We start from the raw sequence: 15636 nt of genomic DNA, 5'->3' as shown, positions 1-15636 counted from the left end.
CTCACCCCTCGCGGCGGCGGGACCGGTGGACCTGCTCGAGTTCGCGGTTGACCTCCGACTGCGACAGCGTCGCACCGGTTTTCACCGACAGTCGCAGCGGGATCCCGGCGTCCACATGAAAGGCGGTCACGTGCAGCACACCGTCGAAACCCATCTCGAAGGTCACCTGGACCTCGCTGCCCCGTTCGTAGCCACTGGGGATGTCGCGGATGGTGCCCTCGATCAGCACCTTCGCGTCCTCGGGCCGCGACGATTCCTGCTGCCCGGCCTGTTCGAGGACGGTCATCTCGATGATGTCCTGGTCGGCGCGCATCGTGCCGAACGAGCGGCGCACCCGGATCGGCAGCGTCTGGTTGCGGTGCACCAGCCACGTCGCCCGCAGGTCGCCCTCGCGGACGGCGAGCACCCCGAAGCCGCGGGACACCACGGTGTCGACGCTGATCTCCAGCATCCGCCGCACCCCGGCCACCGGCAGCCCGAACGCGGTGGCCACCCGGCCACACGACTCGTCCAGGTCGGCGGGCGCCGCCGACAGCGGCGGGGCGCCGTCGGCGAGGCGGCCACGGGTACGCAGGTCGGCGGTCACCAGCCGCTCCACCTCCAGCTTGTCGCCGTAGATGGCGGCGCCCTTGGCCACGGCCAGATCCGGGTCCGCCAGTTGCGGGTTGAGTCCCAGGTCGGTGCGGATCATGTCGGCCACCATCGGCATCCGCGACGAACCACCCACCAGCAGTACCCGGTTGATCGTCGATGCCCCGCGGTCGCGGGCCGCGGCCAGGCAGGAACGGGTCAGTTCGGCGGTGCGCCGCAGCAGCGGACCGGTGAGGTCCTCGAGCTGGGCGCGGGTCAGGGTGATCACCGACCGTTTGCCGTCGTGGGCGACGATCGCCGACGTCGACTCCGCGTCGGACAGTTCGTGTTTGGCGCGTTCGGCGGCCAGCACCAGGGCCTGTGAGCCGGCCGAGTCGTCGAGCGGGTCCTCGGCGTCGGGGTGTTCGGCGCAGAACTGCTGCGACAGATACAGCGCGATCCGTTCGTCCCAGTCGGCGCCGCCGAGCTGATGGTCGCCGTCGACGGCCAGCACCGAGATGCGCCGGTCGGCCAGTTCGATGACGGTGGCGTCGAAGGTGCCGCCGCCCAGGTCGTACACGAGGACCGTCTCGTCGGGTGTCGATGACGCGAACGCGTCGGTGAGCTTGCTGAACCCGTACGACAGGGCCGCGGCGATCGGCTCGGACAGCACGCCGGCCACCTCGATGCCCGCGTAGCTGCCGGCCTGGATGGTGGCGCGGCGTTCGTCGTCGCCGAAGTAGGCGGGCACGGTGATCACCGCGCGCTGCACCTGTTCGCCGGAGAACGAGGCGTCGGAGATGAGGGATTTGAGGATGAGCGCGGAGATCGCCGGCGCCGACCACGACTGTCCGTGCGCCATGAACCGCCAGTCGGGATCGCCCATGCGCCGCTTGACGAGGGCACACACATTGTCGGGGTCCAGGCGGGCCTGCCGACGGGCGCCCTCACCCACCACATGATCGTAGGCAGAGGCCAGGAGCACCACGCTCGGAGTGGTCTGCGACCCGTCCAGACCTGGGATTATGCGGGGCCTGCTACCGGAGTCCACCGCTGCGATGGCTGAGTTGGTCGTGCCCAAGTCGATTCCGTAAACGCCCACGATGAGCCAGCCTAACAGCGCAAATCGCCCGTCGGCACGACTGCGCGGTGACGCTACTCTGATCGGATGAACGACGTTGACGCCGCCGACCGGATGCAACAGTTGGCCGAACGCGTGGAAGATCTGACCCGCGTCGTGGTCCGGCAGGGGCAGGCACTCGACCAGCTCGTCGACGCCGACCGCGCCCGCTCCGCCGGCCCCGACCTGCCGCTGCTCGTCGAGCTGTTCGCAATCTTCGTTGACGCCGATGCGTGCGCCCGCACCGACGCCGCGTTCGCCGCCATCGCCGGCAGCCTCGAACGTCTCATCACCGGTCGCGGCGGCGAGATCATCAATCCTTCGGTGGGCGACGCCTTCGAGGTGTCCACGATGGAAGCCGTCGACGTCCGCCCCGTCGACGGTGACGCCACACCCCGCACCGTCGCCGAACTCATCCGCCCCGGCCTGCTCGTCGGCCCCCGCTCCGTCCGCCCCGCCATGGTCACCGTCTTCGGCGACTGACCCAACCTCCCACAGGTGCCCCTTGACGGGTTCAGGTGTGAGAGCGTCGGCGACGACGAAGCCCTCGAAACCGGACCAGCCGAAAGTCCTTATATCCGAAAGGCTTTCACTTCGATACCGGTCGGGATCCGATGGCGACGGACGGCGCCACCCACCTGTGCAGGAAGGTCCGGAGTTCCTCGCCCGACTGGGCATGGTCACCGGGGTCGATGAGCAGCGACTGCAACATCCGCAGCATGAATTCGACGAGCCCGTCGAGGTCGGCATCGGCCCAGCCCGACTCGCGCCAGTCGATCCCCAGGTTGTCGATGATGGCGCGCCCCGAGGTGATCGCGACGTCTGAGGTGACGTCCTGCAAGGTGCTCGACAGTCCGGTGGGATCGAACAGGAGCGCAAACCGCTTGTTGGCTCGGAGGAGTTCGAAGCTGGCGGCAATGCCCTCGACGACGGCTTCGACGGGATCGCTGATCCCACCCAGTGCCCGGGAGAGTCCGGACAGCAGGTCGGCGGTGGCGGCTGCGGCAACTGCCCGCAGCACCGCGTCGGAGTCGGGGAAATAGCGGTAGAGGGTCGGTCTGGTCACGCCGACGTGTCGCGCGAGCCGGTTGATGTTGACACTGTGGCCGTCTTCGATCAGTTCGCCGGCGGCCTCGACGATCCGCTGGACAGCCTCGGCGTCGTCGCCGGGTACCGATCCGGCCCAGCCATGGGTCCGCATATAGGACCTCCTGTTCGATATTCCTCTGCGGCAGCCTATTCGGCCGGTCGGCCGAGTGGAGGCGGCCGGCCTCACCACGGGTAGACAACTTATTTAATAAGTGTATAGTCGCGTTACCTGGATCACAATCCTGACTTTCTGGAGGTAACCCGTGACCATCGTCTCCCCGCCCGTGGCCGCGCACCGCCCGCCCACAGTCCTCGGCCCCGAACTCACCCGCCGCGCACTGGACCTGGCCTTGTCCAACACCACCGATATGGCCGAGGAGGTGCTGCGGGTGCCGTTGAGTTACTACAACGACGACAAGCTGGCCGACCTCGAGGAGTCGACAATCCTTCGCAGGGTGCCGATCCCGGTGCTGGCCAGTGCGCAGATCCCGGAGAAGTTCGATTACGTCGTGCGATCGGTCATCGGGGATTCTCTGCTCATCACCCGTGATCGCGAGGGGAAGGCGCATGTCTTCCAGAACTATTGCCGGCACCGCGGTGCGATGCCGGCCTGCGGGTCGGGCAACAGCCGCCGATTCACCTGCCCGTATCACGCGTGGGTGTACGACAACAAGGGTCAGCTCAAGGGGGTGCCGGGGGCGGCGGGTTTCGACTCGATCGATCGGGATGCCTACGGACTGGTCGAGTTACCCAATGAGGAGCGGCACGGTTTCATCTGGGCGGTGCTGACCGCCGATGCCGGCATCGACCTCGACGACCATCTCGGTGCGATGAATAACGAACTCGCGCAATGGAACTATGAGAACTTCCAGTATCACGACGAACGCAGCCTCACCTCGGAGGTGAGCTGGAAAGGTGCACTGGAGGCGTTCGCCGAGGGCTATCATTTCCCCTTCGTCCACGGCAGCAGTGTGATCGGGCAGAACACCCTCGCGAACACCCACGTCTATGACGAATACGGCGAGCATCATCGGATCGGGTTCCCGTTCTCGTGGGTGACGGACCTCGACGGCACCGACCCCGACGACACCTGGGAGCCGATCCGGCAGATGGGCGTCATCTACTGGATCTATCCCAATCTGATCCTGGCAAACAGCCCGGTGGGCGTCGAGGTCATCGACATCCTGCCGGAAAGTTCGGCGACGCGATGCACGGTGCGGCACAGCTGGATGGCGAAGTACCCGGCCACCACCGACGAACAGCGCGCCATGTACGACACCATCTTCGGTCAGGTCCATGCCGCCGTGCGGGACGAGGACTTCGCGATGCTCCCGCAGTGCGGACAGGGGGTGCGCCGTGGCCAGCACGAGCATATGCTGATCGGCCGCAACGAGATCGGCGTCCAGCACATGATCAAGGTGATGGCCGGAAAACTCGGCCTGTCCCTGTAGCCGTAACAGCGGGAACATCGTCGTCAAACCCGGTGGGACGACACTGTCCGGGGCTACAGTGACCGGCGCATGATGATTCTGGGGAAGCCGTCGAGTACCGCGGTGGTGTCGGCGGCCTTCTCGAATCCGGCTTTCTCGAACATCTTTCGGGTGCCCGCGTACGCCAAGGTGAGGTTGACGCGCTCGTTCCCGTTGTCGACGGGATAGGCCTCGACGGCCGGTGCGCCGTGGTCGCGGGCGAAGTCGACGGCGCCGGCGATCAGCGGGGCGACGATGCCATGTTTACGGAATCCCGGCCGCACCCGCACACACCACAGCGACCACACCGGCAGATCGTCGATGTGAGGGATCTTGCCGTTGCGGGCGAAGGTGGTGTCAGCGCGCGGCGCGATTGCCGCCCACCCGACGACGTCGTCGCCGTCGTACGCCAGCACCCCGGGAGCCGGTTCTTGCTTGCAGAGTCCGCGCACGAACTCGCCCCGCTCGGGCCCGCGCAGGGCGAGGTGCTGCTTCGACGGGATCCGGTAGCTCAGGCACCAGCAGACATTGGCGTCGGGCTTTTTGGGTCCCACCATGGTGCGGACGTCGTCGAAGTTCGATGCCGGTCGTATCTCCATGTGGCCACTGTCGCACCCGATGCGGTCAGAAACTGTCCGGCATCACGTGAGGGAGTTGAGGATGTCTTCGAGGGTGGGGCCGGGGGTGATGGTGATCGACAACTTCTGCTCGGTCGATTCGGCGCGGGAGATGCGGGTGATCCGGTCACGATGCCAGTGGTAGATGTTCGGTGACACGCCGTCGGCGGTGTTCTCGTGGTGCTGGGCGGTGAGTGAGGCGAGTTCGTTGATCGCGGGGACCGCCGACGGGCCGGAGATGCGGTGCAGGAAGATCCGGTGCCTGTCGGGAATACCGAACACCACCCCGTGCTCGGTCGACTGTCCGGTGTAGACGTGCGCCAGCAGGGAACGCATCGTCAGGATCTTCGACGCGACGAACACCGACGCCCCGCCGAGTGCCTTCAGCGACTTGTCCGTGGACGTGGCGACCCGGTCGAGCGGTTCGGCGTCGGTGTTGCGGATGCCGATGGTGAACAGCCGGTCGCGGCCGTGGGCGGCCACCTGCGCGGCGTCGAGGTAGATCACGTCGTCGTGCTCGTCGGGGGTGGGTTCGCCCGTGATCACCCGGAACGGGTTGGTGGGGATGGCGTGCGCGGCCGGGAACCGGTCGGTGCGCGGTTCGTCGGCGATCAGCACCGCCTCGGCCGCCGACCCTGGTTTGGGCAGCGGTGCGAACCGGGTGGTCGGGGCGTCGTCGACGGCGGTGCCGGGTGGCCGGAACCCGACCCGGGCGGTCCGCCCGGGGTGCGGCGCGCGGTGGCGTTCCACACACAGCACGACGCTCAGGTCGTCGGTGATGGGCCGGGCGTACGACAGGTCGGTGGCCGAGAGGGCGATGCTCGCCGACGGCAGCACCCGCGCCCGGACCTGTGTTTCGAGTTCGGCGGCGGTCAGATCGGACACGCGCGGCTCCGACCGGACGGCCATGAGCGCGTCAAGGTGCCCGCTGATCGCCTGAGCCCAGTTGCCCCGGGCTGTCGACGCGCACAACCGCACGATCTCCTCGAACCGGTATGTGGTGCCGTCGGCACACGACAGGTCGGAGTTGGCGTCGACCACGGCCTCGATTCCGTGGCCGGCGAGAAAGCGCAGGGAGTAGCCACGAATCCAGTCGAGGTCGTCCGAGTGCATGGGCACCACAACAAACTACCTTTACTTGTCTGTCGATGCTTCGCCAGACCACCGATCGGCCGACCGCCGGTGACTCCGCGAAAAAGCTACCGCCTAGTACGCGGGAGCCCTGCGCGGCGAAGGGCGACGGAAGTAGGGTAGGGGCGTGTCTGAACACTTCCAAACCGTTGTCCTGGGTGCTGGTCCGGGTGGGTATGTGGCCGCGATCCGGTCCGCTCAGCTCGGCATGAAAACTGCCGTCATCGAAGAAAAGTACTGGGGAGGTGTGTGCCTCAACGTCGGCTGCATCCCCTCCAAGGCGCTGCTGCGTAACGCCGAACTCGCGCACGTCTTCAACCATGAGGCCAAGACGTTCGGCATCTCCGGTACCGCCACCTTCGATTTCGGGGCCGCCTTCGACCGCAGCCGCAAGGTGTCGGACGGCATCGTCAAGGGTGTCCACTTCTTGATGAAGAAGAACAAGATCACCGAGATCGACGGCTACGGGGTGTTCACCGACGCCAAGACCATCACCGTCGGCGACCGCGTCATCACGTTCGACAACGTCATCATCGACACCGGCTCCACCGTGCGGCTGCTGCCGGGCGTCGAGCTGTCGGACAACGTGGTCACGTACGAGACCCAGATCCTCACCCGTGAGCTGCCCGGCTCCATCGTGATCGTCGGCGCGGGCGCCATCGGTATGGAGTTCGGTTACGTCCTGGCCAACTACGGCGTCGACGTCACCATCATCGAGTTCATGGACCGGGTGCTGCCCAACGAGGACGCCGACGTCTCCAAGGCGATCGCCAAGGAGTACAAGAAGCTCGGCGTCAAGGTCCTCACCTCCACCGGGGTGCAGACGGTCACCGACAACGGCAGCAATGTCGTGGTCACCTACAAGGACAAGGCGGGCAACGACGGTTCGCTCACCGTCGACAAGGTCCTCATGTCGGTCGGCTTCGCCCCGCGCGTCGACGGCTTCGGCCTGGAGAAGACGGGTGTGCAGCTCACCGAGCGTGGCGCCATCGCGATCGACGACTACATGCGCACCAATGTCGACGGCATCTACGCGATCGGTGACGTGACCGCCAAACTGCAGCTCGCGCACGTCGCGGAGGCGCAGGGTGTGGTGGCCGCCGAGACGATGGCCGGTGCCGAGACGATGACCCTGGGCGACTACCGGTTCATGCCGCGCGCCACCTTCTGCCAGCCGCAGGTCGCGTCGTTCGGTCTGACCGAGGCGCAGGCCAAGGACGAGGGCTACAACGTCAAGGCCACCCAGTTCCCGTTCTCGGCCAACGGCAAGGCGCAGGGCCTGGCAGCCACCGCCGGCTTCGTCAAGCTGGTCACCAACGCCGACACCGACGAACTGCTCGGCGGACACCTGGTGGGCGACAACGTCTCCGAGATGCTGCCGGAGCTGACCCTGGCCCACAAGTGGGACCTGACCGCCAAGGAACTGGCCCGCAACGTGCACACCCACCCGACCCTGTCGGAGGCCCTGCAGGAGACCTTCCACGGCGCGATCGGTCACATGATCAACCTGTGACCGTCCGGTCCGTACCGAAACCCCACCGATACGCTTCGGCATCGCGATTATTGCGATGCCAGGCGGTATCGGTGGGGTTTTCGTCATCGGATGTGCGATGACGGAGGCCACCAGGCTGTGGGTCCCCCCGTTTCCCCTGGAAATCCGGGCCACTGTGGACTGCCTGCACCGGGGGTCAGGTGATCCGTCGATGCGGTACGCACCGGACGGCTCGATCTGGCGGGCCTCGCACACCCCCGACGGCCCGGGAACTCTCCGGCTCCAGGCCACTTCCGACGGGGTGCGGGGCACCGGATGGGGGCCGGGCGGATCCTGGCTGATCGATCAGTTCCCCGAACTCCTTGGTGCGCTGGATGATCCGGGCGAACTACGGACCGACGATCCGGTGGTGCATGCGATGACGCGGCGGGCCACTGGTTTCCGGATCTGCCGTACCGGCCGGGTATGGGAGGCGCTGGTGCCGGCGATCCTGGAGCAGAAGGTGGTGGGCACCGAGGCGTTCCGGGCGTGGCGATACCTGTTGCGGCGCTTCGGGGAACCCGCACCCGGACCGGTGGCCGGGTCGATGCGGGTGCCACCGCCGCCGCAGGTGTGGGCACGGATCCCGTCGTGGGAGTGGCATCGCGCCGGCGCCGAACCGGTGCGGATGCGCACGATCCGCGGGGCGACATCGATGGATACCGAACGCCACCCCGGCAAGCTGACGGTGCTGCGCGGGGTGGGCCAGTGGACGGAAGCCGAAACCCGGATGCGTGCCGTCGGGGATGCCGACGCGGTGCCGGTGGGCGACTTCCACATCCCGAAGGTGGTGGGGCAGACCCTCGTCGGCAGCCCCGTCGACGATGACGGGATGCTCGAACTCCTCGAACCTTTTGCCGGGCAACGGGGCCGGGTGGTCCGGCTGTGCATGCGGTACGGGTCGTGGCCGCAGCGCAAGGGCCACCGGGTGGCACCGCGCGACTATCGGTCGATCTGAGAACCGTTCAGGCGTGCGCGAACTGGGTTCGGTACAGCTCCGAGTAGCGTCCCTGGAGTTCGAGCAGGTCCACATGGCCCCCGCGTTCGACGACGCGCCCGTCCTCGATGACGACGATCTCGTCGGCCGCCCGGATCGTCGAGAGCCGGTGCGCGATCACCAGCGACGTCCGCCCCGCCAGTGCCTCGGCGAGGGCATCGGCCACCTCGGCCTCCGATGTTGAATCCAGATGCGCGGTCGCCTCATCGAGGATCACCACAGCGGGTTTCGCCAGCAGCAGCCGGGCGATCGTCAGCCGCTGCCGCTCACCGCCGGACAGCCGGTATCCGCGTTCGCCGACAACGGTTTCCAGTCCGTTCGGTAGCGCCCGCACCAGGTCGTCGAGCCGGGACCGGCGCAGCGCCGTCCACAGTTCGTCGTCGGAGACCCCGGGGTCGGCCAAGGTCAGATTCGCCCGGACGGTGTCGTGGAACAGGTGACCGTCCTGCGTCACCATCCCGACGGTGCGATGCACGGACGCGCCGGCGAGGTCGCGGACGTCGACACCGTTGAGCGTGACCGACCCGGAATCGACGTCGTACAACCGGGTGGCCAGCGACGCGATGGTCGACTTACCGGCGCCGGAACTGCCGACGAGAGCCACCATCTTGCCGGCCGGGATGTCGAGGTCGATGTGGTGCAGGATCTCGGTCCCGCCCCGGCTGTCCAGTTGCGCAACATCTTCCAGCGACGCGAGGGAAACCTTGTCGGCGGACGGGTAGGTGAACGACACGTCGTGCAGGCGGACCGAGACACCGTCGCCGACGCCGGGAACCTCGGGTGCGCCGGGCTTGTCCTTGATCAGCGGTTCGAGGTCGAGGACCTCGAAGACCCGCTCGAAGCTCACCAGCGCACTCATGATCTCCACGCGCGCGTTGGCCAGTGCGGTCAGCGGCGCGTACATGCGGGTCAGCAGCAACGCCAACGACACCACGGCGCCCGCCGAAAGGTGTTGGTGCACAGCGAGCCAGCCGCCGAGGCCGTACACCAGCGCCAGTGCGAGCGCCGACACCAGCATCAGCGCGCTGAAGAAATAGGTTTGCAGCATCGCCTGCCGAACACCGATGTTGCGCACCGCATCCGCCCGGTCGGCGAACTCCGACGACTCCCGCTCGGGACGGCCGAACAGCTTCACCAGGGTGGCGCCGGGGGCGGAGAAGCGTTCGGTCATCTGTGTCGACATCCGGGCGTTGTACTCGGCGCTCTCGCGGGCCAGTCCGGCCATGCGTCTGCCCATCCGGCGGGCGGGGAGGACGAACACCGGCAGCAGGATGAGTGTCAGGAGAGTGATCTGCCAGCTGATCGCCAGCATCACACCCAGCGTCAGGACGAGCGTCACGAAGTTGGACACCACCCCCGACAGGGTGTCGCTGAACGCGCGCTGCGCGCCGATCACATCGTTGTTGAGCCGGCTCACCAGCGCCCCGGTGCGCGTGCGGGTAAAGAATGCGACGGGCATCTTCTGGACGTGATCAAAGACGGCGCGACGCAGGTCGAAGATCAGCCCCTCACCGATATTCGCCGACAACCAGCGTGCCCCGATACTTGTGACGGCCTCGGCGACGGCGATCACCGCGATCAGCACGGCCAGCCCGACGATCGACCCGGTCGCCGACGAATCGCCATCGGCGATCAGATTGACGACCCGGCCGGCGAGCAGCGGTGTCACCACGGTGAGGACCGCGAGCAGCACCGACAGCGCCAGGAACACGACGATGCGCCGCAGGTGGGGACGGGCGAAACCGCCGATGCGGCGCATCGTGGCCCGCCGGTCTGCCCGCCTCGCCTCCTTACTGCCGCCGTCGTCGCCAGGGGCGTGCATGGACTTGTACATCACGTCCCATGCCACGGACTCCATGCTCATCGGAGCACCTCGCTTTCACTCATGACCTAGAGTGAACGTCATCAAGTGCACTTGATGTCAAGAGGTGGTGCCGTGTGGTCGAGGGAATCTGGCTGAAGCCGGGGCAGGTGGCCGAGCGCGCGGGCGTGGCGGTGTCGACGCTGCACTACTACGAGCAGTTCGGCCTCATCGAGAGCCGCCGCACCTCCGGGAATCGTCGGGAGTATCGCCGCGACACGTTGCGGCTCGTCGGATTCATCCGGGCATCGCAGACACTCGGGATCCCGCTGGCGCGGATCAAGGCCGCGCTCGACGCTCTGCCGCACGACCATCCGCCCACCAAGGATGACTGGGCCCGACTGGCGGAGGACTGGCGTGCCGATCTCGACGAGCGCATCGAGCGGCTCATCGCATTGCGTGACAACCTGGGCGACTGCATAGGTTGCGGCTGTCTGTCGCTGACGACATGTCCCTACGTGAATCCGGGTGACGCCCTCGGGAAGGAAGGCCCCGGAGCGCGCCGGCTCATGCCGTGAAAGAAGCTGTGGCCGTGAACAAAGATGTGGCGTGAAGAATGCTGTGGGCGTGAATAAAGCTGTGGGCGTGGTGATCTCGCGTGGGTGGTGATGTCGGGCGATCGGGCGATGGCGCTCGGCGGCGGTGTGCGGCGCGATGGTGATTACGCCGCAATCATCGACGAACAGCGTCGTCGATACCCCCTGCGTGTGTCATCCGCGGGCGTACCGAGCGTCATCGCCCGACCCATCTCCCCGGATTCATTCGTGACCAGGAATCAGCGGTCGTGATCGCTGATCTGTGGATAGTTAACACCATCCGCCACCGTATGTCCACACCAAGAAGTATGGATACGCCAGTGCTGCCATTATTTGTTATATCAATCTTCAATATTCCAAATCTCAAATGTGTGAGACGATATAGAAATACGTCTCACTAATCGTGGGCAGGATAATCCATGCGCCGTCACCTGATTTACGTGCCGGGTAGGGAATCTCACCCCCGCATGGTCCGAAGGTCTGGGGTCGGAGCCGGCTTGGGCATTTGGTCCTGATCTCATCGCTGGGCGGGTGGCATCCGGTCGATGAGCCGCCTCGTAAAAGCGATAGCCCGTTTACACACGGTTTCACGACAGGTGGGATCGAATATTGTGGATACGGCTATGTCAACCGGAGATCGGCCCGATTTCATTTCACCGTGGTCATGCACAACCTCGCGGCTTTTGAATTGACCAGGACGTGCCGAGCAGCCCGATCGGTTGATCCTGGCCGGACCGTCACGGGGCGGGCGCCGACGGCCCTGGGAGCGTGTCAGCGACGGCCAAGATATGCTGCGCAGCAGGCGATCGTGAAGAGCACCACGGACACCGCGGCACAGTAGGCCAGGGCACCGTTGATCCCCCACGGCGGCATCACCACGATCTCCTGACCGGTGCCGTAGACACCGTTGAGGAACGGCATGTAACCCTGGATGCTGTAGCCGTGCGGGATGAGCGCGATGGTGTTCTCCACGATGTAGACCCAGCCGAGCAGCACCGCCACCGATGCCGCGGGATTGCCGATCACCGCCGCCACACCGAGGGAAATGCCCACGGCGGAAACGGCATACACGGGAATGGTCAGTACGAAGCGCAGGCCGTCGGCGGATACGAGATCGACGGCGCCGTACACGTTCGGGTAGAAGGCGGGCAGCATGATCATCGTCAGCGCCGCGAGGGCGACCGCGGATACCGCGGCACCCACGCCGTAGAAGATCCAGCGCGCGGCGAGGGCGGTCCAGGGCCGTGGGTACAGGATCCGGCCGAGGTCGCCGATGTCGCCGCGTTCGGCGGTGGTTTGGGTATACGCTGCGGCACAACACCATACGGTGACGGTGAAGGTGAGGATCCAGTACACCGAGTTGGTGGTGGCCACGGACACCACCTCGACATCGCTCGACACCTGTGAGAAGTGTTCGGACACTGTGGCAACCACCGCGGTCACGGCCGTCGGCAACAGGATCGCGCCGGGGAGCACGACGGCCGGCAACACGCTGCGCCGCCCGCCGGTGCGAATCCGTTCGGCGGCCACCGCCCGCCGGAGCCGGCTCAACTCGATCGCCACCGCGCTCACCGCGACTGCCCGACTGCGGTCAGATACGCATCTTCGAGCGAGCTGTGGCCGGTGATGAACTCGCCGACGGTCGCATCGGCGACCACCGTGCCGCCGTCGACGACGACAACCCGATGACCGCTGCGTGCGACCTCGTCGAACAGATGCGACGCCACCAGAACGGCCCGCCCCTCGGCGGCGAGTCCGGCGAGCATCTCCCGCACCCAGCGAATTCCCATGATGTCCAGTCCGTTCAGCGGCTCGTCGAGAATCAGCGTGGGCGCGTCACCGAGCAACGCCCCGGCGATGCCGAGACGCTGACGCATCCCCAGCGAATATCCCGAGATGCGTTCGCCCGCGGCTTGTGTCAGCCCTACGTCATCGAGTACCGCCCGGACACGTTTCTGGTCGATCCCGGAAGCCGTCGCCAACCAGCGCAGATGACGAACGCCGGTGTGGCCGGGGTGGAATCCGTCGGGATGTAGGTGGGTGCCGAGCTCGGTGAGCGGCCGCGCCGAACGCGCCAGGTCGCCGCCGTTCACCGTGATCGCACCGGAGCAGACCGGCACGATACCGGCGATCGCGCGTAGCAGCGTCGACTTCCCGGCGCCGTTGCGTCCCAACAGGTAGACGATCTCGCCTCGCCCGACCGTCAGCGTCACCTCGCTCAGCACCTCGCGGTGTCCGAGGCGCACACTGACGCGGTCGATCCCGATTCCCGGTGCGGCTGCGGTGGTCACCGGTTGCAGTAGATGTTGAGCCCCACCGTCTTGACGCCGGTGCACAGCGAGTTGGCCGACAGTTTCCAATTGCCGTCGAGCCTCTTGAACTCGATTTTGAGCCGGATGGTAGGCCGTCCCGACGAGCCGCTGTTCAGTGTTGCGGTGGCGCTGTTGCCTTGCTGCCGAAGGGGTCCGGTGAGATTGTGCCAGCCGAGCGGCGGCCGGAACAGGCCGAGCCGGTACACCGTCTTGGGCACCACCACCGCGTTCATTCCGCCCTCGACGTTCGCGGCCTTCGCCTGATCGGAGGCGTTGGTGGCCACCAGGAAGGTGACGATGTTGCCGAGCTCGGCCGGCGAGGGCTTGGCGGCGGTCACCCGATAGTCGGCGGGCAGCGTCCCGGTCGGGGTGCGCACGGTGGGTGCGGCGGACGCCACTGCGCCGGCGCCGACAAGGGCGGAAGCGGCTGCCGTGGCGGCGGCGAGGGGCATGGCGAATGATGGGCGGATGTTCATCGGAACTCCCTGGATCTCGTTGCGGACGGGGCAGGTGAACGTCAGTGAAGTGTGGTGGCGCGGGCCAGTTTCAGGGTGATCTCGCAGTCTCCGTCGGCTGCCGGGACCACGTCGACTCCGTACTGGCCGGCGAGCGCCGGGGAACTGGATTCGAGGGCGTATTCGACGGCACCGCGGGCGATCTCCGGGTGGGAGGTGCCCACCTGACGCAGCGGGCACGAGCACATCGTGATCTCGTGGGTACCGAAGGCGCTCAGCACATTCGACACCTTGAACCCGAGGAGGCGCAGGGCGTCGGCGGTGACCGTCGCCGGGTCGGGCACCGTGGCCGGGTCCGCTGGCGGAGAACCGGCGAGAACCTGTGCCGCCCACTGCCTGCCGGCCAGTGCTCCGGTCTGTTCCCGTTCGGTGGCCGAATCGCCGAGGTGACCGAGCAGAATGCTCAGCAGGTCGTCGACGGCCAGTTCGTTCACGGCGACATATCCGGTGCGCGGCCGGCCGACCGATTCCGACCGCAACCGCACCGTCGCGGCCCGGCCGTCGTCGACGAGGTTGCGCAGGTGGAAACGCGCGGTGGTGACGTGTACACCGAGCTGCTGAGCCATCTCAGCTGCTGTCACCGGTGTGTCGGCGACCCGCAGCACCCCGAGGACAGTGGTGCGCGGATCGCCGGACATGCTGGGACTCACGATGATCGGCTCGATTCGAGCACCATCAGGGTGGCGACGGCATCGGTGTCGGCGTGCAGGGAATGGATGACCTTGGCGTCGACGTGCACGGCCGAGCCCGGTTCGAGAATGATGTGGCTGTCCGCGACGGTGAAGTCGATGCGGCCTGCCTGCCCGAGCACCAGGATCGGTTTGCCCGCCCGATGATCGGGCATCGTCTGTCCGGCACGGAACGCGAGCCGGATGACGATGACATCGTCGTTGCGCCACATCACCGAGATGTTCGGCCGGGCGGAATCGGCCGGCGACCGCTCGGCGGCGCTGAGTCCGGTGATCTCGGTGTACGTATTCAAGTCGGTCATGGCAACTCCTCCTGGGCTGTTGTGTCCACGGTCAGGGCGCGTCGTTCTTCACCGCGACCAGCTCGATCGCGGCCAGATTGTCGCGGTACTCGGTGAAGGTGGCGCGCATTCCCAGGATGCGCTTGCGGGCCTTCGGGTTACGGATAACGTTGGCGACGAACCGCAGGGTGCGCGCAATGCCCTCGTCGGCGATCACCCGGCGCGGCTCGAGCAGCGCCATCGGAGCGAAGGCCACCTTCTCCACGGTGAATCCGTTGTCGGTGAAGAGCTTTCGCCACTCCAGCTCGGTGAGCGGGCGGGCGTTGACCTTGATGGAGCGGGCCAGCGACTTGCGGATCTCGGTCTTCTGACCGTCGGTGAGGGTGTCCGGGTTGAGGGCGAGTTCGTGGATCGCGTACCGGCCGCCGGGGCGCAGCACCCGATGGGCCTCGGCGACGATCTCCGCCTTGGCGCGGTCGGACTGCATCGTCAGCATGGCCTCGCCGATGACGGCGTCGGCCGACGCCTCGTCGAGTCCGGTGGTGGCGGCATCGGCCTCGACGACACGTCCCTTGCTGCCGACCGCCTGCGCGGTGAGTGCGACGGCTGCCGGGTCGGCCTCGACGCCCACATATCCGGACGGGTTGCGGTCGAGGATCGATACCGCCGTCTTGCCGAGGCCGGGCGCGAGTTCGACGACATCCGCGCCGCCCAGGCGGGCGTCGTCGAGGAGTTGTTCGGTGAGGGCGCGGCCACCCGGGCGCAGCACGCGCTTGCCGAGGTGGGCGAGCAGCCAGTGGCCGGGCATGTCCTCGGGTTTGCGGCCGGCGAGCGGCAGCTCGCTCCCGGCTGTGTGAGTGCCCGCGGTGTGACTGCCGGGTGTGTGGGTGTCGCTCATGATGCGCTCCCTAGGAGTGG

General features: G+C 66.8%; 16 protein-coding genes. 5 read left to right on the top strand and 11 right to left on the bottom strand.

Annotation, left to right across the window (positions count from 1 at the left end; translation table 11 throughout):
* Position 1 precedes the first annotated feature (1 nt).
* A complete protein-coding gene (locus GOAMR_RS08290) occupies positions 2–1672 on the bottom strand; it encodes an Hsp70 family protein (RefSeq protein ID WP_040514728.1) in 1671 nt (556 codons plus the stop codon).
* A 66-nt stretch (positions 1673–1738) separates the two neighbouring features.
* Here GOAMR_RS08290 and grpE point away from each other — a divergent pair, with 66 nt between their 5' ends.
* Entirely contained in the window at positions 1739–2173 is a 435-nt protein-coding gene (gene grpE, locus GOAMR_RS08285; protein ID WP_005185479.1) for a nucleotide exchange factor GrpE, read from the top strand.
* 106 nt (positions 2174–2279) lie between these two features.
* Here the strand turns inward: grpE and GOAMR_RS08280 are convergent, their stop codons facing one another.
* Positions 2280–2891: a TetR/AcrR family transcriptional regulator gene (locus GOAMR_RS08280; RefSeq protein ID WP_005185476.1), complete on the bottom strand. Its 612-nt coding sequence runs from the start codon at positions 2889–2891 to the stop codon at positions 2280–2282.
* Positions 2892–3042: 151 nt separating this feature from the next.
* On the opposite strand from GOAMR_RS08280, the gene GOAMR_RS08275 reads away from it, so the two are divergent.
* On the top strand, positions 3043–4230 hold the full coding sequence (locus GOAMR_RS08275; protein ID WP_005185458.1) for an aromatic ring-hydroxylating oxygenase subunit alpha: 1188 nt from the start codon (positions 3043–3045) through the stop codon (positions 4228–4230).
* 53 nt (positions 4231–4283) lie between these two features.
* On the opposite strand, the gene GOAMR_RS08270 is transcribed toward GOAMR_RS08275, so the two are convergent.
* Positions 4284–4847, bottom strand: a complete 564-nt coding sequence (locus GOAMR_RS08270) for a GNAT family N-acetyltransferase (RefSeq protein ID WP_005185456.1) — start codon at positions 4845–4847, stop codon at positions 4284–4286.
* A 42-nt stretch (positions 4848–4889) separates the two neighbouring features.
* Complete coding sequence (locus GOAMR_RS08265; RefSeq protein WP_138943643.1) at positions 4890–5984, bottom strand: hypothetical protein; 1095 nt, start codon at positions 5982–5984, stop codon at positions 4890–4892.
* A gap of 139 nt (positions 5985–6123) precedes the next feature.
* On the opposite strand from GOAMR_RS08265, the gene lpdA reads away from it, so the two are divergent.
* Both lpdA and GOAMR_RS08255 read left to right on the top strand, forming a co-directional pair.
* Positions 6124–7509 (top strand): dihydrolipoyl dehydrogenase, encoded by a 1386-nt coding sequence (lpdA, locus tag GOAMR_RS08260; protein ID WP_005185449.1) that lies wholly within the window; start codon positions 6124–6126, stop codon positions 7507–7509.
* A gap of 97 nt (positions 7510–7606) precedes the next feature.
* On the top strand, positions 7607–8485 hold the full coding sequence (locus GOAMR_RS08255) for a DNA-3-methyladenine glycosylase family protein (RefSeq protein ID WP_005185442.1): 879 nt from the start codon (positions 7607–7609) through the stop codon (positions 8483–8485).
* 7 nt (positions 8486–8492) lie between these two features.
* Here GOAMR_RS08255 and GOAMR_RS08250 read toward each other — a convergent pair whose 3' ends face one another.
* The gene (locus GOAMR_RS08250; RefSeq protein ID WP_005185440.1) at positions 8493–10388 is read right to left on the bottom strand and encodes an ABC transporter ATP-binding protein; all 1896 of its coding nucleotides are present in this window, start codon (positions 10386–10388) and stop codon (positions 8493–8495) included.
* 74 nt (positions 10389–10462) lie between these two features.
* Between GOAMR_RS08250 and soxR the strand changes: the two genes are divergently transcribed.
* The gene (gene soxR / locus GOAMR_RS08245; RefSeq protein ID WP_005185438.1) at positions 10463–10903 is read left to right on the top strand and encodes a redox-sensitive transcriptional activator SoxR; all 441 of its coding nucleotides are present in this window, start codon (positions 10463–10465) and stop codon (positions 10901–10903) included.
* 789 nt (positions 10904–11692) lie between these two features.
* Here soxR and GOAMR_RS08235 read toward each other — a convergent pair.
* The 6 genes from GOAMR_RS08235 to GOAMR_RS08210 are packed head-to-tail and all read right to left on the bottom strand — an operon-like array spanning position 11693 to position 15616.
* Complete coding sequence (locus GOAMR_RS08235; RefSeq protein WP_244427332.1) at positions 11693–12484, bottom strand: ABC transporter permease; 792 nt, start codon at positions 12482–12484, stop codon at positions 11693–11695.
* Between the two features lie 5 nt (positions 12485–12489).
* Entirely contained in the window at positions 12490–13212 is a 723-nt protein-coding gene (locus tag GOAMR_RS08230; RefSeq protein ID WP_005185429.1) for an ATP-binding cassette domain-containing protein, read from the bottom strand.
* Positions 13209–13709, bottom strand: a complete 501-nt coding sequence (locus GOAMR_RS08225) for an MTB12 C-terminal domain-containing protein (protein WP_005185426.1) — start codon at positions 13707–13709, stop codon at positions 13209–13211. Before GOAMR_RS08225 ends, GOAMR_RS08230 begins: the two co-directional genes overlap by 4 nt.
* Before the next feature lie 41 nt (positions 13710–13750).
* Positions 13751–14398 (bottom strand): helix-turn-helix domain-containing protein, encoded by a 648-nt coding sequence (locus tag GOAMR_RS08220; RefSeq protein ID WP_005185423.1) that lies wholly within the window; start codon positions 14396–14398, stop codon positions 13751–13753.
* Entirely contained in the window at positions 14395–14739 is a 345-nt protein-coding gene (locus GOAMR_RS08215) for a cupin domain-containing protein (RefSeq protein WP_005185413.1), read from the bottom strand. The genes GOAMR_RS08220 and GOAMR_RS08215 overlap by 4 nt, the downstream gene beginning before the upstream one ends.
* A gap of 31 nt (positions 14740–14770) precedes the next feature.
* A complete protein-coding gene (locus GOAMR_RS08210; RefSeq protein ID WP_005185410.1) occupies positions 14771–15616 on the bottom strand; it encodes a class I SAM-dependent methyltransferase in 846 nt (281 codons plus the stop codon).
* Positions 15617–15636 lie beyond the last annotated feature (20 nt).

This window comes from Gordonia amarae NBRC 15530 (assembly GCF_000241345.1).
In the GTDB taxonomy this organism is placed as follows: Bacteria; Actinomycetota; Actinomycetes; order Mycobacteriales; family Mycobacteriaceae; genus Gordonia; species Gordonia amarae.
This window is presented reverse-complemented; position numbering and strand designations above follow the sequence as displayed.

Bases quoted from the DNA above. Each gene is read 5' to 3' on its own strand.
- GOAMR_RS08270 (WP_005185456.1), bottom strand. From the start codon at position 4,847: ATGGAGATACGACCGGCATCGAACTTCGACGACGTCCGCACCATGGTG.
- GOAMR_RS08250 (WP_005185440.1), bottom strand. From the start codon at position 10,388: ATGAGCATGGAGTCCGTGGCATGGGACGTGATGTACAAGTCCATGCAC.
- GOAMR_RS08225 (WP_005185426.1), bottom strand. From the start codon at position 13,709: ATGAACATCCGCCCATCATTCGCCATGCCCCTCGCCGCCGCCACGGCA.
- GOAMR_RS08210 (WP_005185410.1), bottom strand. From the start codon at position 15,616: ATGAGCGACACCCACACACCCGGCAGTCACACCGCGGGCACTCACACA.
- grpE (WP_005185479.1), top strand. From the start codon at position 1,739: ATGAACGACGTTGACGCCGCCGACCGGATGCAACAGTTGGCCGAACGC.
- GOAMR_RS08215 (WP_005185413.1), bottom strand. From the start codon at position 14,739: ATGACCGACTTGAATACGTACACCGAGATCACCGGACTCAGCGCCGCC.
- GOAMR_RS08280 (WP_005185476.1), bottom strand. From the start codon at position 2,891: ATGCGGACCCATGGCTGGGCCGGATCGGTACCCGGCGACGACGCCGAG.
- GOAMR_RS08255 (WP_005185442.1), top strand. From the start codon at position 7,607: ATGACGGAGGCCACCAGGCTGTGGGTCCCCCCGTTTCCCCTGGAAATC.